The sequence below is a fragment of the Mesorhizobium oxytropidicola genome (assembly GCF_056174625.1).
The window spans coordinates 1,778,435-1,794,552 of the sequence record NZ_CM149692.1 but is presented as its reverse complement, the minus strand read 5'-3'; the positions used below and the strand labels follow the sequence as shown (position 1 = coordinate 1,794,552).

At 63.6% G+C, this 16,118-nt stretch carries 20 protein-coding genes; 8 read left to right on the top strand and 12 right to left on the bottom strand.

What is annotated here, in order from left to right:
• The first annotated feature begins 210 nt into the window (after nucleotides 1-210).
• Entirely contained in the window at nucleotides 211-1,158 is a 948-nt protein-coding gene (locus AC0V8S_RS08995) for a DMT family transporter (RefSeq protein ID WP_095203973.1), read from the top strand.
• Here AC0V8S_RS08995 and AC0V8S_RS08990 read toward each other — a convergent pair whose 3' ends face one another.
• The 3 genes from AC0V8S_RS08990 to AC0V8S_RS08980 all read right to left on the bottom strand — a co-directional run bounded on the left by AC0V8S_RS08990 (nucleotide 1,159) and on the right by AC0V8S_RS08980 (nucleotide 3,020).
• Nucleotides 1,159-1,530: a response regulator gene (locus AC0V8S_RS08990; RefSeq protein ID WP_179298209.1), complete on the bottom strand. Its 372-nt coding sequence runs from the start codon at nucleotides 1,528-1,530 to the stop codon at nucleotides 1,159-1,161. It lies immediately after the preceding gene.
• Nucleotides 1,531-1,649: 119 nt separating this feature from the next.
• Nucleotides 1,650-2,192, bottom strand: coding sequence for a hypoxanthine phosphoribosyltransferase (hpt, locus tag AC0V8S_RS08985; RefSeq protein ID WP_095203975.1), 543 nt, complete (start codon nucleotides 2,190-2,192; stop codon nucleotides 1,650-1,652).
• A 183-nt stretch (nucleotides 2,193-2,375) separates the two neighbouring features.
• The gene (locus AC0V8S_RS08980; protein ID WP_475437457.1) at nucleotides 2,376-3,020 is read right to left on the bottom strand and encodes a hypothetical protein; all 645 of its coding nucleotides are present in this window, start codon (nucleotides 3,018-3,020) and stop codon (nucleotides 2,376-2,378) included.
• A 189-nt stretch (nucleotides 3,021-3,209) separates the two neighbouring features.
• Here AC0V8S_RS08980 and ftsE point away from each other — a divergent pair, with 189 nt between their 5' ends.
• The 3 genes from ftsE to AC0V8S_RS08965 all read left to right on the top strand — a co-directional run bounded on the left by ftsE (nucleotide 3,210) and on the right by AC0V8S_RS08965 (nucleotide 5,691).
• A complete protein-coding gene (gene ftsE, locus AC0V8S_RS08975) occupies nucleotides 3,210-3,869 on the top strand; it encodes a cell division ATP-binding protein FtsE (RefSeq protein ID WP_010911739.1) in 660 nt (219 codons plus the stop codon).
• Complete coding sequence (locus AC0V8S_RS08970; protein ID WP_183463505.1) at nucleotides 3,862-4,854, top strand: cell division protein FtsX; 993 nt, start codon at nucleotides 3,862-3,864, stop codon at nucleotides 4,852-4,854. The genes ftsE and AC0V8S_RS08970 overlap by 8 nt, the downstream gene beginning before the upstream one ends.
• 111 nt (nucleotides 4,855-4,965) lie before the next feature.
• On the top strand, nucleotides 4,966-5,691 hold the full coding sequence (locus AC0V8S_RS08965; protein ID WP_183463507.1) for a YdcF family protein: 726 nt from the start codon (nucleotides 4,966-4,968) through the stop codon (nucleotides 5,689-5,691).
• Between the two features lie 16 nt (nucleotides 5,692-5,707).
• Here the strand turns inward: AC0V8S_RS08965 and AC0V8S_RS08960 are convergent, their stop codons facing one another.
• On the bottom strand, nucleotides 5,708-6,340 hold the full coding sequence (locus tag AC0V8S_RS08960) for a pyridoxamine 5'-phosphate oxidase family protein (protein ID WP_475437456.1): 633 nt from the start codon (nucleotides 6,338-6,340) through the stop codon (nucleotides 5,708-5,710).
• Nucleotides 6,341-6,375: 35 nt separating this feature from the next.
• Nucleotides 6,376-6,846, bottom strand: a complete 471-nt coding sequence (locus tag AC0V8S_RS08955; RefSeq protein ID WP_183463511.1) for a nuclear transport factor 2 family protein — start codon at nucleotides 6,844-6,846, stop codon at nucleotides 6,376-6,378.
• Nucleotides 6,847-6,965: 119 nt separating this feature from the next.
• Between AC0V8S_RS08955 and AC0V8S_RS08950 the strand changes: the two genes are divergently transcribed.
• Together AC0V8S_RS08950 and AC0V8S_RS08945 are read left to right on the top strand one after the other, a co-directional pair.
• Nucleotides 6,966-7,868, top strand: a complete 903-nt coding sequence (locus AC0V8S_RS08950; RefSeq protein ID WP_183463513.1) for a LysR family transcriptional regulator — start codon at nucleotides 6,966-6,968, stop codon at nucleotides 7,866-7,868.
• Nucleotides 7,869-7,981: 113 nt separating this feature from the next.
• The gene (locus tag AC0V8S_RS08945) at nucleotides 7,982-8,770 is read left to right on the top strand and encodes a lysophospholipid acyltransferase family protein (RefSeq protein WP_183463515.1); all 789 of its coding nucleotides are present in this window, start codon (nucleotides 7,982-7,984) and stop codon (nucleotides 8,768-8,770) included.
• Nucleotides 8,771-8,789: 19 nt separating this feature from the next.
• Here AC0V8S_RS08945 and AC0V8S_RS08940 read toward each other — a convergent pair whose 3' ends face one another.
• From AC0V8S_RS08940 to AC0V8S_RS08930, 3 genes are all read right to left on the bottom strand, one after another.
• Nucleotides 8,790-9,416: a LysE family translocator gene (locus tag AC0V8S_RS08940; RefSeq protein WP_475437455.1), complete on the bottom strand. Its 627-nt coding sequence runs from the start codon at nucleotides 9,414-9,416 to the stop codon at nucleotides 8,790-8,792.
• A gap of 90 nt (nucleotides 9,417-9,506) precedes the next feature.
• Nucleotides 9,507-10,454, bottom strand: a complete 948-nt coding sequence (locus tag AC0V8S_RS08935) for an aldo/keto reductase (protein ID WP_475437454.1) — start codon at nucleotides 10,452-10,454, stop codon at nucleotides 9,507-9,509.
• A 124-nt stretch (nucleotides 10,455-10,578) separates the two neighbouring features.
• Nucleotides 10,579-11,100: a gamma-glutamylcyclotransferase gene (locus AC0V8S_RS08930; RefSeq protein WP_183463520.1), complete on the bottom strand. Its 522-nt coding sequence runs from the start codon at nucleotides 11,098-11,100 to the stop codon at nucleotides 10,579-10,581.
• Nucleotides 11,101-11,252: 152 nt separating this feature from the next.
• On the opposite strand from AC0V8S_RS08930, the gene AC0V8S_RS08925 reads away from it, so the two are divergent.
• Nucleotides 11,253-12,251: a DUF2125 domain-containing protein gene (locus AC0V8S_RS08925; protein ID WP_475437453.1), complete on the top strand. Its 999-nt coding sequence runs from the start codon at nucleotides 11,253-11,255 to the stop codon at nucleotides 12,249-12,251.
• A gap of 7 nt (nucleotides 12,252-12,258) precedes the next feature.
• Nucleotides 12,259-13,182 (top strand): sugar kinase, encoded by a 924-nt coding sequence (locus tag AC0V8S_RS08920; RefSeq protein WP_475437452.1) that lies wholly within the window; start codon nucleotides 12,259-12,261, stop codon nucleotides 13,180-13,182.
• A 5-nt stretch (nucleotides 13,183-13,187) separates the two neighbouring features.
• Here the strand turns inward: AC0V8S_RS08920 and AC0V8S_RS08915 are convergent, their stop codons facing one another.
• The 4 genes from AC0V8S_RS08915 to AC0V8S_RS08900 all read right to left on the bottom strand — a co-directional run bounded on the left by AC0V8S_RS08915 (nucleotide 13,188) and on the right by AC0V8S_RS08900 (nucleotide 16,032).
• The gene (locus AC0V8S_RS08915; RefSeq protein ID WP_475437451.1) at nucleotides 13,188-14,123 is read right to left on the bottom strand and encodes a prephenate/arogenate dehydrogenase family protein; all 936 of its coding nucleotides are present in this window, start codon (nucleotides 14,121-14,123) and stop codon (nucleotides 13,188-13,190) included.
• A gap of 22 nt (nucleotides 14,124-14,145) precedes the next feature.
• Nucleotides 14,146-15,255, bottom strand: coding sequence for a histidinol-phosphate transaminase (gene hisC / locus AC0V8S_RS08910; RefSeq protein ID WP_475437450.1), 1,110 nt, complete (start codon nucleotides 15,253-15,255; stop codon nucleotides 14,146-14,148).
• A 94-nt stretch (nucleotides 15,256-15,349) separates the two neighbouring features.
• The gene (locus AC0V8S_RS08905; protein ID WP_475437449.1) at nucleotides 15,350-15,781 is read right to left on the bottom strand and encodes a hypothetical protein; all 432 of its coding nucleotides are present in this window, start codon (nucleotides 15,779-15,781) and stop codon (nucleotides 15,350-15,352) included.
• Complete coding sequence (locus AC0V8S_RS08900) at nucleotides 15,778-16,032, bottom strand: type II toxin-antitoxin system Phd/YefM family antitoxin (RefSeq protein ID WP_095203990.1); 255 nt, start codon at nucleotides 16,030-16,032, stop codon at nucleotides 15,778-15,780. The genes AC0V8S_RS08905 and AC0V8S_RS08900 overlap by 4 nt, the downstream gene beginning before the upstream one ends.
• Nucleotides 16,033-16,118 lie beyond the last annotated feature (86 nt).

Genomic DNA, 16,118 nt, shown 5'->3' with positions numbered 1-16,118 from the left:
TAAGCAGATTTGATTGCTGGCATCATTCCAATTCGTTTGCAACATGTCAAACGCGGGATGATAGTCGTCTCACCCATTGGATATGCGGCTGCGAAATCGGCCGCGGACCAATCAAGAGTCCTCACTCGTGCCCGCTGCCCGAAACGGTGGCGGGTTCTTTTTACCCGCAGGCGAAAGCTTCGGGTCACACGCGCAGGAGCCGGAACGCAGATGCAGAATAGGATGGTGCGCGGCATCCTGAGCCTGTGTCTGGGCGTGCTGGTCTTCTCGCTGCAGGACCCGCTCGTCAAGGCTGTATCGAGCGGTTACCCGGTGACCGAGGTGATGGCGATCCGCTCGATCATCGCCCTGCCGATCCTGATTGTGCTCGTCCACGCCGATGTCGGGCTGCGGGCAGTCCTGTCGAAGCGGTTCGGCCTGCTGACGATCCGCGCCTTCATTCAGTTCAGCTCCTACACGGTGTATTATCTGGCCATCGCCGCGCTGCCGCTGGCCGATGCGGTGGCGCTCTATTTCATGGCGCCGCTGTTCATCATGGCGCTGGCCGGCCCCTATCTCGGCGAACGCGTCTCCTGGCAGACGCTGGCGACGGTGCTGATCGGACTGCTTGGCGTCGTCGTGATGGTGCGCCCCGGCGCCGGCCTGTTCGACTGGGCGGCGCTGCTGTCGCTGGGCTCGGCAGCGCTCTACGGTTTCTCCCAGCTGATGGCGCGTAAGATCGGCGACACCGAATCGTCCACCGTCATGGCCTTCTATCAGAACGGCGCCTATCTCATCGGCGCTGGCGTGGTCGCCGGCACATTCCATCTGGCCGGCATAACCCACGCGGTCCACCCGAGCCTGGAGTTCCTGGTGCGGCCGTGGATATGGCCGACGCTGCCGGATTTCCTCAAAATGGCCGCCTGCGGTTTCGTCGCCTCCGCCGGCATGATCCTTCTGTCGCAGGGCTACAGGCTGGCGCCGGCCAACCGCGTCGCCACCTTCGAATACACCGGCATTCTGTGGTCGCCGCTCTGGGGTTTCCTGTTCTTCGCCGAGGTGCCCAGGTCAACGACCGTCATCGGCGCGGCCCTGATCATCGGCGCCGGCCTGCTGGCGCTGAACATCGGACGGCGCGTGAGTACGGCGCCGGTGCTTGCTATCAGAGATCCAGCCTGATCAAGCGAAGCAGATCAGCGCCCGTTCGACGCGCGAGCGGATTTCGGCCAGAGTAAAGGGCTTTTGCACGACATCGAGGATGATGCCGTCCAACTCCTCGGCGCGCTCGCGCTGGTCGGCATAACCGGTCATCAGCATGATCTTCATCGCCGGGAAAAGGGCGGCGGCCGCGATCGCCATCTCGATGCCGTCCATTTCCGGCATGCGGATATCGGAGACGACGAGATCGTAACCGCCATGCGCGGCGCGGATCAGCGCCAGGCCTTGGGCGCCGTCGGCGGCGATATCGATTGCGTGGCCGGCGCGTTCAAGCGCGCGGGCAGCGAGGGTACGGACGGATTCATCGTCCTCGACGATCAGAAGCTTTGCCATGGCCGGCAATTTGGCCGCGAAAAGTTGACTTTTTCTGAAGGTACCCAGCGCCTGACCGGGCTAATTTTTCCGCCGCCGTTAAGGCCTTTTTCAGAACTTGTCGGCGCAAGGCAACGGCCTCACGCGTCGCCTTTCACGACACCCACGAACGGCAATTCACGGAAGGCGTGCGCGACATCCATGCCATAGCCGACGACGAAATAATCGGGGCAGTCGAAGCCGACATAGTCGGCGGTGAGCGCTGTCTGGCGGCGCATGCGCTTGTCGAGCAGCACGGCGATGGCACAACTTTTCGCGCCACGCGACAGCATCAGGTCACGGGTGAAGGTCAGCGTCTTGCCCGATTCCAGAATGTCGTCGATCAGCAGCACGTCGCGGCCGGCAACCTCATTGTCGATGTCGCGCAGCACCCTCACCTCGCCGCTGGTGGTACCGGCGCCATAGCTGGAAATGAAGATGAACTCGACCTCGGGCGACAGGCCGACATCATGCATGGCGCGGATCAGGTCGGCGGCGAAGATGAACGAGCCCTTCAGCACCGAAATCACCAGCAGATCATGGTAGTCGTGCTCGGCAATCTCCTTGGCGAGTTCGAGATTGCGGCGCGCGATCGCCGATGCCGAAAACAGGACTTCGATGTCCTTGTCGCGTACGATTGGCATTTTTCGCCCCCTCAAGTTTTTACCCACACGCCTTCACACCGAGCGTGTGTTGAGATTCAGGTCAGGCCGAGCCGAAAACGGTGGTTCGCGAGAACCGGAGCGGAGCGTACTTTTCGTACGTGAGCACCGGAAGCGCAGGGAACCGCCGTTTGCAGGCCGGCCTCACCTGAATATCGACGCACGCTATTCGGCGAAGGTGACCAACACAGTCCTTACGCCGTTCTTAGGCACGTCGAGGCGGCTGGCAAAGCCGAATCTTTCGCCCGACGCCAGCGAATGGCCGGATGTCCCCAACGTATAGCGGGTTGTGCGCCCGTCATTGCCGGTCACCCGGATTTCGAGCGGCGGCATTGTCGCCGGCCCCGTCCCGTCATTGGCGGCCTCGCCATCGACGAACAGCACCGGATTGGCCCCCGAGGCGTCGACGTGCGAGGTGACGCCTGAAATGGTCAGCGCCGATGCTTGAGCGCCGGACAGGAACGGCGCCTGGCGCACCAGCGCATGGCCGCCGGAGACCCAGAAGGCGGCCAAGGCGGCACCAATGCCGGCGATCCAGAAAATCGGCCCGCCGCGCGCGGCCGGCGGCCGTTCCGCCGGTGGTTCCGGCTTGCGCAGCATGTCCATGCCTTCGATGGACGGCGTGACAATCAGGCGCGGCGGCGGTGAAACGCTTTCCACGGTAGGGGCAAGGCGCGGCATCACTTCATAGTCGGCATCGACGATATCGGCCGCCGGGCCGCGCACGATCCGGTCCACCACGGCGATTGCCGGGGGATCGGTCATGATTTCGCCGGAAACCGGGCGCGCGGTTCGTTCGTCAGCCATCATGGCCCCGTTATTGCGCGTGTTCGCTTTTCGTTTCTTTTGCGTAAACAAAAATGGTTAACGCTTCCCCACCGGAGCCCTCGTGACGCGCCGAAACAACCCAGGAATTAACCGCCGGTTAACCATGCCGGCCGATGGTCTTTTCTCAGAACAGGCAGGCTCGCCGCCGCCAGGAATTTCAGGTCGTCGAAATTGATTCGCTTCGAAAATGTCGGCCTCCGCTATGGCATGGGTCCGGAAATCCTCCGCGACATCTCCCTGCATATACCGGAGCGCTCCTTCCAGTTCCTGAGCGGCCCTTCGGGCGCCGGCAAGACGACGTTGCTGCGCCTTTTGTTCATGTCACTGAAGCCGACACGCGGGCTGATCACTATTTTCGGCAAGGACCGCTCGCGCATCTCGCGCACCGAACTGCCGCATTTGCGCCGCCGCATCGGCGTGGTGTTCCAGGATTTTCGCCTGCTCGACCACATGACCACCTATGAGAATGTCGCGCTGCCGCTGCGCGTGCGCGGGCGCGAGGAAGCAAGCTACCGCACCGATGTCACCGAGCTGTTGAAATGGGTGGGGCTGGGCGAGCGCATGCATGTGCTGCCGCCGGTCCTGTCGGGCGGCGAGAAGCAGCGCGCCGCCATCGCCCGTGCCCTGATCGAACAGCCGGAAATCCTGCTGGCCGACGAACCGACCGGCAATGTCGATCCGCCGCTGGCGCGGCGCCTGCTCAGGCTGTTCATCGAACTCAATCGACTGGGCACCGCCGTGGTGATTGCCACCCATGATCTTGGCCTGATGGAACAGGTCGACGCGCGCCGCATGATCCTGGCCGGCGGAAGGCTGGACATCTATGACTGACCTGTCCGCCGAACATCTTGAAGAGCATGAGCAGGACGCCGAGGCGGCCGAGGCAAGGCCGCGCGCTCAGCGTCGGATGGCGCCGATCGTGCCGGCGCAGAACATCGCCGGCCGGGCGCTCGTCCTGGTCATCGCCATCATGACCTTCCTGTCTTGCCTGACTTTCGGCGCGGTGACGCTGGTGCGTGACACCGCTTCGGTCTGGGAGAACCAGATCTCGCGCGAGGCGACGATCCAGATCAAGCCGGCGGACGGCCTCGATATGGAGGCCGCCCTTGCCCAGGCCTCGCAGATTGCTGGCGAATTCCCTGGCGTGAAGTCGACAAGGATCATCGACCGCGAGGCGACCGCCAGGCTGCTGGAGCCATGGCTCGGCTCTGGTCTCAACATCGACGAGCTGCCGGTGCCGCGCCTGATCATCGTCACCATCGACGAGAACAGCCCGCCCGACTTCGCCGCCATGCGCGCCGCGATCACGCCGAAACTGCCGAGCGCGTCGCTCGACGATCACCGCACCTGGGTCGACCGGCTGGTGGCCATGGCTCGCACCACGGTGACCATCGGCATTGCCGTGCTGGCCCTGATGCTGTCGGCGACCGTGCTGACCGTTGTCTTCGCGACCCGCGGTGCCATGGCCGGCAATGGCCACATCATCGAGGTGCTGCATTTCGTCGGCGCCGAGGCGGCCTTCATCGCGCGCGAATTCCGCCGCCATTTCCTGGTCACCGGCATGAAGGGCGCGGCTGCCGGCGGTGCGGCGGCGGTCCTCGTTTTCATCGTCTTTTCCTGGTGGTCGTCGCGCAACATGGCGACGCCGCAGGCCGACCAGGCAACCGCTTTGTTCGGCAATTTCGCCATCGGTTCGGCGGGCTATCTCGGCGTCGTCCTGATGGTTCTGGTGATCGGCGCGCTGACGGCGGCGACCTCGCATGCCACCGTCGTCACCTATCTCAGCGATATCGACGTTCGCCAACCCGAAGCATGAAAAGGGGGCCTGCCTTGGCGGGGATGGAAGCAAAGTGATCACGGATGGAGAACCGGCGTAACGCAAATTGCGTCTTTTACCTACCAAAGGCCGCATTTCGGGATTAACCATATGGCCATGGACGTGCGGGATTCGACCGGGACGGTTGGACAGATGCCAGTGGTGGTTGCGCGTCTGCGTGACCACAGCGCGATTAGCCGTTTAAAGACCGCACTGCGGATATCCGCGCTCTCCCTCCTCGTCCTTGCAACATTGTTTGCCGGCGGTTTCGGCTGGTTCGCCAACAAGGTCGCCCATCTGACAACGCCCGCCAATCCGGAGAAGGCCGATGCCATCATCGTGCTCACCGGTGGCCAGTCGCGCCTCGACGCCGCGATGGATCTGCTGGCGTCCGGCAAGGGCGAGCGGCTGTTGATCAGCGGCGTGCATCCTTCCGCCAGCCGTCGCCAGCTTCAGGTCGCGACCGGCGGCGACAAGAAGCTGTTTTCCTGCTGCGTCGACATCGACCGGGCCGCGCTCGACACGATCGGCAATGCCGAGGAAAGTGCCAAATGGGTCGAAAGCCATGCGTATGGCACCGTGATCCTCGTCACCAACAACTACCACATGCCGCGCAGCCTGCTGGAAATGGGCCGCCTGCTGCATGGCGCCAAGCTGGAACCCTATCCAGTGGTCAATTCCAACCTCGACAATGGCGGCTGGCTGACCAAGCCGCGGGCGCTGCGCGTGCTGTTCACCGAATACACCAAATATCTGCTGGCGCTGGCGCGCGGCATCGTGCCGGTGAAGCAGACGCCCGACGGGCTGGCACTGGCCGAGACCGCGGCCGGCGGCTGAACCCCTCGCCGCATCATCATTCCTTGTCGGCCTGCTTTGACGCCGCCTTCAGCCGCATGACCTCCTGCTCGAGCTGTTGAATGCGCCTGTCCCGCTCGCCAAGCGCTGCAGCCACGTCAGCCGCCTCGAAGCGCTGCGGGATGTGTTGCGGGCAGTTGGAATCCCAGGCCGAGACGGTGAACAGGATGACCTGTTCAGGCCGCGCCTTGTAATCCCCAGGCATCAGCTTCGCCATCAACTCAGCATCGCCTTCGACGACGCGCGCCGTACCCCAGATCTTGATGCGCTGGCGCAGCATGTAGTCGATCAGAAACAGGAAGGCGCGTGGATTGTCCGCCAGATTACCCTGCGTGATGAACTGCCTGTTGCCGGAAAAATCCGCGAAGCCGATCGTCTCTTCGTCCAGCACCTTGAGAAAGCCGGCCGGCCCGCCGCGATGCTGGATGTAGGGTTGGCCATCGCCATTGGCCGTCGACAGGAAGATGCTGGTCTGCATCTCGATGAAGGCGGCAAGGTCCGGTGTGATGACGGCCTGCCAGCCACCACGCTCCTCGACGCGGGCGTAAGACTGGCGCGAACCCTTGCGCGCCTGGATCGCCTTGACGGTCGGCGTGAAGGCGACGTCACTGGTGAAAGCATGCGCGTTCATCGAAACCTCCTTGCTCGGCGCCGGTTTTTCCAGTTTTAAAGCCCGAGCTCCGACAATGTTGGATGGTCATCCGGGCGGCGCCCGAGCGGCCAATGGTACTTGCGGTCAGCCTCGCTGATCGGCAGGTCGTTGATGCTGGCGATGCGCAGGCGCATCAGCCCGTGCTCGTCGAACTCCCAGTTCTCGTTGCCATAGCTGCGGAACCAGGAGCCGCTGTCGTCGTGCCATTCATAGGCGAAGCGCACGGCGATGCGATTGCCGTGAAACGCCCAGACCTCCTTGATCAGCCGGTAGTCGAGTTCGCGGCTCCATTTGCGTGTCAGGAAGGCCTGGATGGCATCGCGGCCTTGCAGGAATTCGGCACGGTTGCGCCAGCGGCTGTCGGTCGTATAGGCGAGCGCGACCCGTGCCGGATCACGCGAATTCCAAGCATCCTCGGCCATCCGCGCCTTCTGCGCTGCGGTCTCGGCGGTGAAAGGCGGAAGCGGCGGGCGGCTTTCAGACATAGGAACTCCTTTGATTGGCCATGCTGCAGACCAAGGCCGTGCTCGAGATATAAATCCTTCCATTCCTGAAATGCAGATGACATATTTGCAACCAGTCCTTCCATTTTCCGGAAGAAGCTATGGATCGTCTTGAAGCCATGTCGCTCTTTGTCGCCGCGGTGGAGGCTGGCAGCCTTTCCGCCGCGGCCCGCCGTTTCGGCATTCCGCTCGCGACGGTCAGCCGCAAGATTTCGGATCTGGAACGCCATCTCAACACCCGGCTGCTGAACCGCTCGACGCGCCGGCTGACGCCGACCGATGCCGGCGAGGCTTATCTTGCCGCCTGCCGCCGCATCCTCGATGACGTTGGCGAGGCTGAACGCGCGGCAGCGGGCGAATACAGCGCTCCGACCGGTGAACTGGCCATCACCGCGCCGGTCGTGTTCGGTCGTCTCCATGTGCTGCCGGTCGTCACCGGCTTTCTCGCGGCCTATCCCGACGTGGACATCCGCCTGACCCTGGCGGACCGCATCACCCAGCTTGTCGAGGACCATTTCGATCTTGCACTGCGCATCGGCCACTTGCCCGATTCCAGCCTTGTCGCCATTGGCGTCGGCTCGATCCGCCGCGTCGTCTGCGCCAGTCCGGCCTATCTGGCCGAACACGGCACGCCCACCACCCCCGATGATCTAAGCACCCACAATTGCATCACCTTCGAGGGACTTTCCTCCGCCGCCCCATGGGGCTTTACCAGAGGCAAGACGGAAGTCACGGTTCAGGTCCGCTCGCGGCTTCAGGTCAACACCGCCGAGGCGGCGATCGATGCCGCGATTGCCGGCGTCGGGCTGACAAAAGTGCTTTCCTATCAGGTCGATGCCGCCGTGCGGTCCGGCATGCTGCGCATCCTGCTGCAAGAGTTCGAGCCGGAACCGTGGCCGGTGAGCCTGGTGCGTGCGGGCCACGGCCTGCTGCCGGTCAAGCTGCGCGCCTTCCTCGATTTCGCGGCACCGCGCCTGAAGGAGCGGCTGGCGCAATTGGGCTAGCGTGCCTGCGATGGCGTGGGCCGTGCTTCAGCATCGGTCGGAACGCGCTTCGGCCATTTCCTTTTTCCCGCGCTTGGTGTAACCAACGCACACTTCCTCACCGGACCTCCCCCATGCTCTATGTCAGATCGCTGGCGTTCAACTTCGTCTTCTACGTCAATCTGATCGTCCAGATGATCCTCTGGACCCCGTATTATTTCCTGTCGCCCCGCCACCGTGCCTGGTTCGTGCCGAAATTCTGGTCGCGCAGCTGCATGTGGCTCTATGACAAGATCGCCGGAACCAAGAACGACATCACCGGGCAGGAGAATCTCCCCGAGGGCTCCTTCATCCTGGCGCCCAAGCACCAGTCGTTCTGGGACGCGATCGCCTTCTTCCCTTTCCTTGAGGACCCGCTCTACATCCTCAAGCGCGAACTGACCTGGATCCCGTTCTTCGGCTGGTACATCATGAAGATGCGCATGATCCCGGTGGATCGCGGCAGCCGCTCCAAGGCCTTGAAGGCTGTGGTCACGGCGACCAAGGCAGAGATGGCGCGCAACCCACGCCAGCTGATCATCTATCCCGAGGGCACACGCCGGGCGCCGGGCGACGAGCCGGCCTACAAATACGGTATCGTCGAGATCTACGCACAGCTTGGCGTTCCGGTGGTGCCGGTCGCCCATGTCGCCGGCCTCTATTGGCCGCGCCGCAAGTTCCTGCGCTACCCCGGCACGATCAAGGCGCGTTTCCTGCCGCCTATCCCACCAGGCCTCGGCAAGGACGAGTTCATGGCGCGGCTGATCGGCGAGACGGAAGCCGCTTGCGACCAGATGCTCGTCGAGGCATCCCGCGCCCCCAACCCTCCGGCCTTCCCGCCGACCGCGGTGAAGCGGCTGCGGGAGCTCGGCGCGAAGGCCTGAAGGCCCTCAGGCCGAGCAATCAGCCGTAGACAGCCAGCACCGTGGTCAGCACCAGCGTCGCGGCGAAGACCAGATTGATGATGCGCGAGGCGACAGGCCTGCGCAGGAAGCGCGCGAACGCCGCACCGGCAAGCAGCCACACGGCATGGATGACAACGATCATTCCTGCCAGAACCGTCAGCTTCAGCCATAGGCCGAGGTCAGCACCGCCCTGGTTCGACGAGGCGCCGGCAAAGACGGCGGCGATCGCTACATAGGCTTTCGGGTTGGCGACCGCCAGCAGAAATCCGGCCAGCCAGGTCGGGCGCGAAGCCTCGGCCGTGCGCGCGGCCAGCGGCGGCGCCGTGGCGATCCTGAAAGCGAGATAGAGGATGTAGGCGGCGGACGCGACAACCAGCACCGGCGCCAGCCTCGGCATTGAGGAAAGCACCGCCATGATCCCGGTCGCCACGACCAGCAAGACGGCGGTCGTGCCAACAACGATCCCGCAGGTGTAGCGTAGCGAGTCGCGCAGGCCGAAGGCGGCGCCAACAGCGGTAACGCTTATCGTTGCCGGACCTGGACTGCCCATGACCACCGTGGCGGCCAGCACCAGGGCGAGCAGCGGTCGCCAAAGCTGCGGTTGCGAAAGAAGCGGCTCCGTCATTGCACCCTCTGTCTTGCCTCGAGCGCAGGACGCTATGGCAAGACAGGAGGGTGGTCTTGGACGTTCGTGTGTATCGCGATGGCCGAGGCTTCAGCCGCTCGCCTTGTCGAGTTCGGCCATGTCGTCGGCAGTCAATTTCAGTGACGCGGCCTTGATCAAACTGTCCATCTGGTCGGGCTTGGTGGCGCTGGCGATCGGTGCGGTGACGCCGGGCCGCGCGATAACCCAGGCAAGCGCGACTTCCGCTTGCTTCGCCGAATGCCTCGCCGACACCGCGTCGAGCGCTGACAGGATGCGCATGCCGCGCGCGTTGAGGTAGTCCTTCACCCCGCCGCCACGCGGGCTTTTGCCAAGATCGGTCTCGCTGCGGTATTTGCCGCTTAGGAAACCCTTGGCCAGGCTGAAATAGGTGATGACGCCGATATCTTCGGCCGCGCACAGATCGTGCAACGGCCCATCGAAGGAGGAGCGGTCGTAGAGATTGTATTCCGGCTGCAGCACCTCATAGCGCGGCAGGCTGCGCAGGCTCGCCACATCGAGTGCGGCTCGCAACTGGCCGGCGTCGAGGTTCGAGCAGCCGACATGGCGGACCTTGCCCTTGGCGAGCAGCTTTTCATAGGCGCCAAGCGTTTCCTCATAGGGCGTGGTCGGATCGGGCCAGTGCGACAGATAGAGGTCGATGACATCGGTCTGCAGCCGCTTCAGCGAGGCATCGACGGCCTTTTCGATATAGGCGGCGGACAGGTCCTTGTGCCCCTGCCCCATATCCGAGCCGACCTTGGTGATCACCACGACCTTGTCGCGATTGCCACGATCCTTCATCCAGCTGCCGATAATGGTTTCGGATTCGCCGCCCTTGTTGCCCGGCACCCAGCGCGAATAGGCGTCGGCCGTGTCGATGGCGTTGAGACCGCCGCCGACGAAGCGGTCGAGCAGGTCGAAAGAGGTTTTCTCGTCGGCAGTCCAGCCGAAGACGTTGCCGCCCAGAACCAGCGGCGCGATGGAAAGGTCGGTGCGACCGAGACGGCGTTTCTGCAAGACGGATCTCCGTGGTGATTTGGACCGGGCGGAATGCCGCCCGCTGGCTGGGTTCGGAGCCTAAGCTAGGTCTTGCCGCGTCGAGGTCAAAGGCCTGGCCACCTTTTTCCGCAGAGCCAGCGCTTCACAAAGGCGCTATCCCCCGTGCCACTTCTTCAAGCCAATGGTCGCGGATGCCTAGCGCTTGCAGATGCTTCAGCGTGCTGAGCACATAATCCTCATTGTCGCCGGATTGGCCGATTGCGCCGCGCACCACCGCCGCCGCATGCGCAGCGTCCAGCGCGCCGGCATATTGCTCATGCTTGCGGTCGACGATGTAGGCCACCGCTTCGACCGTGCCGCCGCCGACGAGGCGGACTTTGAGCGTGCGCTCGAGATAGACTGATGTGACCAGCTCGCGTTCGCGCAGATAGGCGATGACCTCGTCGCGCAATTCCCCAGGCACACGGAAAGCCAGGCCGACGCAGGAGCCGCCATGGTCGAGGCCGAGCACCAGGCCGGGTCGCTGGCGCGTGCCGCGGTGCACGAAGGAATAGACACAGAGCGAGCGGCGATAGCCATGCAAATGGGCGCGCCGCGTCTCGACATGCGCAAAACCCGGCCGCCAGATCAGCGACCCATAGCCAAACACCCAAAAATCGCCCATATCGCCGCGCCTGATTGCAAAAAGAATGGCACCACCACACCGGAACCGGTGTTTTTTCCGTCCGTCCCCGGCTACCTATTCGCCAATGTCTACCTGGTTGTCGGAATTGAAGGTCCGTCCACCAACATCCATGCGTTAATGAGAGCCAAAGCATGACGTCAAGTGACGAACGCCAACCAAAGCCCCGCCGCGGCCTGTTCTGGCTTGTGGCGTTCATCGTTGTGCTGTTCGCAATCTACAGCGGTGGCTGGTTCTACCTGGCCAACCGGGTCAGGGCTGAGGCCGACAAGGCGGTTGCCACGCTCAACAAGAGTGGCATCCAGGCTGGCTGCGCCAATCTCGAGGTCAGCGGCTACCCCTTGAGCTTTACCGTCTCCTGCGACAACCTCGCCTATGAGGACGACGCCAGGAACATCGCGGCCTCGGCCGGCTCCTTCAATGCCGTCGCCCAGATCATCCAGCCTTTGTCGCCGGTCGCCGATCTGCGCGGCCCGCTCAGGACCTCCGTTCCCGGCATGGTGCCGCTGTGGATCGACTGGGACAATCTGCAGGCCAAGGTCAAACTGTCATGGCCGCTGCCGCAGCGCATCGCGCTGCAGGCGGAAGGGCTGTCCGGGCAGACCGATCCGGCCGACGACACCGATCCGGTGGAACTGTTCAGCGCCGGCAGGGCGGCCGGCCAGTTGCAGCCCAACGGTCAGGACGTCGACTATATCGGCAGCTTCACCGATCTGGAGATCGACGCTGATGCGATCGGCGGGCGCGTGCTGCCGGCGCTCGACGCCAGCGGCGACGCCACGTTGAAGAATGGTGTCGCGCTGATTGGAACGCAGGTGAAGAGCCTGCGCGGCCAGAAGGTCGAGATTCGCAACCTCGATCTGTCCTCCGGCACGGCGCGGGTCACCGTTTCCGGACCGCTGTCGGTGGACGCTGAGGGTCTGGTCGACGCCGATCTGATGATCCGGATCAAGGACCCCAAGGCCGTGGCATCCATCCTGGCCGGCGCGATACCCGAGCAGAAGAACGCGATCGAACAGGGCTTTGCCGCTCTCGCCATGCTCGGCAGCGAACCGTCGATGCCGCTGAAAGTGGTCAAGGGCAAGGCCTCGCTCGGCTTCATCCCGCTCGGCAAGATCAAGCCGGTGCAATAGCGCGGTCATGGCAAGACCCGTAAGGCTCCTCAGTGTCGGCGCGCTGACGCTGGACACCATCCTGCTTGTCGAGACGCTGCCGACGCATCAGGGAAAGTTCATTGCCGCCGACGGTGTCCAGATCGCCTCGGGCATGGCCACGAGCGCCGCCTGCGCCGCGCATCGCCCGGGCGCCGAGGTGTCTTTGTGGGCGAGCGCCGGCGACGATCCCATCGGCGATCAGCTGATTGCCGGGGTCGAGGCCGAGGGTGTCGACTGCAGCTATGTCCGCCGCGTCAGTGGCGCCCGCTCGGCACTTGCCTCGATCCTGGTCGATGCGCATGGCGAGCGCATCATCGTGCCTTTCTATGACAGCCTCGCCCAGACCGATCCCGAGGTTTTGCCTTTCGCGGACATCACGGCATTCGATGCCGTGCTGGTCGACGTGCGCTGGCCGGGTGCCGCGGCCCTTGCCCTCAAGGCGGCGCACGCTGTCGGCCGGCCGGCAATCCTCGATGCCGACACCGCGCCGCTGGCGGTTCTGGAGCAATTGTTGCCACTGGCCACACACATCGTCGCCTCCGAGCCGGCAGTCCGCATCATATGCGGCCAGGCGCTGGATCTGGAGACAGCCTGCACCGACATGGCCTCCCGCACGGATGCCTTCGTCGCTATCACCGGCGGCGCGGCAGGCACCTGGTGGTTCGATCGGGCAGCGGGATCATCCCGTCATGTCGCGGCACCCAAAATCAAGGCGGTCGACACGCTCGCCGCCGGCGATGTCTTTCACGGCGCCTTTGCTGTCGGACTGGCGGAAGCCATGCCGGTCGAGCAGGCCCTGCGTTTCGCCAGTGCCGCCGCCGCGCTCAAATGCCTGCGCTTCGGCGGTAGGCTCGGCGCACCGGACCGGGCCGAGACACTGGCGATGGTCGCGGCGACCTGGCCCACCTGACAGGTTTAAGTTTTCGCGGGGTGTTCTACGGCCTGACGGCCGAAATCGGGCGCGTCGATGTCCTGGCCAGCCTCGATGATCGAGCGGCGCACCGCCCGGGTGCGGGTGAACAGGTCGAACAGCTTGTCGCCGTCGCCCCAGCGGATCGCCCGCTGCAGGAACGCCAGATCTTCCGAGAACCGCGCCAGCATCTCCAGGATGGCGTCCTTGTTGTGCAGGCACACATCCCGCCACATGGTCGGATCGGAGGCGGCCAGACGCGTGAAATCGCGAAAGCCGGAGGCGGAATATTTGATGACTTCGGTCTTGGTCACCGATTCCAGATCGTCGGCGGTGCCGACGATATTGTAGGCGATGATGTGCGGCAGATGCGAGACGATGGCCAGCGTCATGTCGTGATGCTGGGGATCCATCGTATCGATGTTGGCGCCGCAGCGGCGCCAGAATTCCGACAGTCTCTCCAGCGCCTCCGGATCGGTGTCCGACAGCGGCGTGAAGATGCACCAGCGATTGTCGAACAAATCGGCGAAACCGGCATCCGGTCCGGATTTTTCCGTGCCCGCCAGCGGATGGCCGGGAATGAAGTGGACGCCCTCCGGCACATGCGGCTGCATCTGCGCGATGACGGAAGCCTTGGTCGAGCCGACGTCGGTGAGGATGGCGCCCGTCTTCAGCGCCGGTGCGATTTCCTCGGCCACCGCGCCGGACGAGCCGACCGGCACCGAGACGATGACCAGATCGGCATCGCGGACCGCTTCCTTCGCGTCGGCCGTGTAGGAATCGCCCAGTCCAAGCTCCTCCGCCCGCTTCAGCGTTGCCGCGCTGCGGGTGGAGATGGCAATGTGACCGGCCAACCCTTCGCGGCGGATGACGCGGGCCAGCGACGAGCCGATCAGGCCGATGCCGACCAGCGCGATCTTTTCAAACATCGGTGATGTCATGGCTTTGCAGCTTTCGGGCGTTCTAACTTTTCAGGAATGTCGTGAGCGCGGCGACAACGCCGCGATTGGCCTCTTCAGTGCCGACGGTCATGCGCAGCGCATTGGGAAAACCGTAGCCGGAAACGCGCCGCAAAATATAGCCGCGCGCGGTCAGATAGTCGTCCGCAGCAGCCGCCGAATGCTTCTGATCGTCGGGAAAATGGATGAGCAGGAAATTGCCGACGCTGGGCGTCACCCGCAGCCCGAGCCCGGTCATCTCTTGGCTCAGCCAGGCGAGCCAGGTCTCGTTATGCGCCACGCTGCGCTCGACATGGGCGCGGTCACGGATTGCGGCGATACCGGCCTCGATCGCCGTCGCGTTGACGTTGAAGGGACCGCGCACGCGGTTGATGGCGTCGACAATGTGAATGGGCGCATACATCCATCCGATTCGCGCGCCGCCGAGGCCGATCTTGGAGAAGGTGCGGGTCATCACCACGTTCTCGGCGCTGCCGACCAGCTCGATGCCGGCTTCATAATCGTTGCGGCGGACATATTCGGCATAGGCCGCGTCGAGCACAAGCAGCACATTCTTCGGCAGGCCGGCATGCAGGCGGCGCACTTCCTGGAAAGGCACATAGGTGCCGGTCGGGTTGTTGGGGTTGGCGAGAAACACGATTTTCGTGCGCGGCGTGACGGCGGCCAGTATCGCATCGATGTCGGCGCGCTCGTCGGTCTCCTTGATAACAACCGGGGTGGCGCCGGCCGACTGGATGTAGATCTTGTAGACCATGAAGGCGTGTTCGGTGAACATGGCCTCGTCGCCGGGCGCCAGATAGGTCTGCGCCAGAAGGCCGAGGATCTCGTCGGAACCGTTGGAACAGATGATGTTCTGCGCGTTGAGGCCATGCACCTCGGCGATCGCCTCCCGCAGCCGCCTGGCGGTGCCGTCGGGATAGATATCGAGCCTGGCTGCAACCTCACGCGCGGCCTCGATCGCCTTCGGTGACGGACCGAGCGGGTTCTCGTTCGACGACAGCTTGTAGACCTTGGCGACACCGGCGGGTGCGGCGCTCTTGCCCGGCACATAGGCGTCGATGTCCATGATGCCCGCGCGCGGGGTTGGACGTGCCTGATCCGGTGTCTGCGTCATGTCGTAAAAACCTGTCGAGAAAGCCTCATCCGAGGCCGCAGCGGGAATACAAGCCGTGGACGGCAATGTCGAGAGGTGCCCGCCGCGTGCGGCGTCAATCGTCACGGCTAATGATTCGGGCTTTGCGGGCCCGCTGAAGCTGCAGAATTCCGTGCCGCAGTTGATCGAACAAGGCTGGCGGAAGCATTCCATAGGCGTAACTGCCGTTGGAGCGCGGTCGAATATCGTAGCCAGGCCAAAGGAAGCGGTTCAACTCGTCAAGGCGTATCCAGTGCCGGCCTTCATCGAGGCCGAGAGCTCGGCAAACCACCGCCGGAATCTCGACCGATGTTGCCTTGTCGGATGGTGGGCTATGGGTGATCGGAGCGACAATGGTGCGGATGTGGCCATCCGTGTCCGTCGGCGTGGCAACGACGATCGCGCAAGGACGATCCTTTGTGCCTTCGACTTTGCCGGAGAGGCGTTCGGCACTCCAAAGAAAATTATAGCGAATGACCAGACCCGGTTTCGGAAGCGGCAGGCTCACTTCGGTTCCACGCCATACTCAGCCGATTCGATAGAAGCTATGGTGTCGTCGTCAAGTTCGCCCACGATCAGGATTTCACGCTCACGACGCTTCAGCAATTCGTAGTGCTCGAACTCCTCGGCGGAAAGATACGCCCCCACAACTCGGCCATGATTGGTCACATTGATGACCTTCTTGGAGATGGCTTCGTCCTGATATTTAGCAAAATTTCGGGCGAAATCGCTCGCCGGGATTGCGGTGTTCCGGGGCATGCTTTGCCTCCATCTGCTGCAAGGGCCTGTGAAGTCGACTGTGACAAAACCGAAGTGACTTCGATTGGCTTACGCAATTTACGTAA

Bases quoted from the DNA above. Each gene is read 5' to 3' on its own strand.
- AC0V8S_RS08995 (WP_095203973.1), top strand. From the start codon at position 211: ATGCAGAATAGGATGGTGCGCGGCATCCTGAGCCTGTGTCTGGGCGTG.
- AC0V8S_RS08990 (WP_179298209.1), bottom strand. From the start codon at position 1,530: ATGGCAAAGCTTCTGATCGTCGAGGACGATGAATCCGTCCGTACCCTC.
- hpt (WP_095203975.1), bottom strand. From the start codon at position 2,192: ATGCCAATCGTACGCGACAAGGACATCGAAGTCCTGTTTTCGGCATCG.
- AC0V8S_RS08980 (WP_475437457.1), bottom strand. From the start codon at position 3,020: ATGATGGCTGACGAACGAACCGCGCGCCCGGTTTCCGGCGAAATCATG.
- AC0V8S_RS08970 (WP_183463505.1), top strand. From the start codon at position 3,862: ATGACTGACCTGTCCGCCGAACATCTTGAAGAGCATGAGCAGGACGCC.
- AC0V8S_RS08965 (WP_183463507.1), top strand. From the start codon at position 4,966: ATGGCCATGGACGTGCGGGATTCGACCGGGACGGTTGGACAGATGCCA.
- AC0V8S_RS08960 (WP_475437456.1), bottom strand. From the start codon at position 6,340: ATGAACGCGCATGCTTTCACCAGTGACGTCGCCTTCACGCCGACCGTC.
- AC0V8S_RS08955 (WP_183463511.1), bottom strand. From the start codon at position 6,846: ATGTCTGAAAGCCGCCCGCCGCTTCCGCCTTTCACCGCCGAGACCGCA.
- AC0V8S_RS08950 (WP_183463513.1), top strand. From the start codon at position 6,966: ATGGATCGTCTTGAAGCCATGTCGCTCTTTGTCGCCGCGGTGGAGGCT.
- AC0V8S_RS08945 (WP_183463515.1), top strand. From the start codon at position 7,982: ATGCTCTATGTCAGATCGCTGGCGTTCAACTTCGTCTTCTACGTCAAT.
- AC0V8S_RS08940 (WP_475437455.1), bottom strand. From the start codon at position 9,416: ATGACGGAGCCGCTTCTTTCGCAACCGCAGCTTTGGCGACCGCTGCTC.
- AC0V8S_RS08930 (WP_183463520.1), bottom strand. From the start codon at position 11,100: ATGGGCGATTTTTGGGTGTTTGGCTATGGGTCGCTGATCTGGCGGCCG.
- AC0V8S_RS08925 (WP_475437453.1), top strand. From the start codon at position 11,253: ATGACGTCAAGTGACGAACGCCAACCAAAGCCCCGCCGCGGCCTGTTC.
- AC0V8S_RS08920 (WP_475437452.1), top strand. From the start codon at position 12,259: ATGGCAAGACCCGTAAGGCTCCTCAGTGTCGGCGCGCTGACGCTGGAC.
- AC0V8S_RS08915 (WP_475437451.1), bottom strand. From the start codon at position 14,123: ATGACATCACCGATGTTTGAAAAGATCGCGCTGGTCGGCATCGGCCTG.
- hisC (WP_475437450.1), bottom strand. From the start codon at position 15,255: ATGACGCAGACACCGGATCAGGCACGTCCAACCCCGCGCGCGGGCATC.
- AC0V8S_RS08900 (WP_095203990.1), bottom strand. From the start codon at position 16,032: ATGCCCCGGAACACCGCAATCCCGGCGAGCGATTTCGCCCGAAATTTT.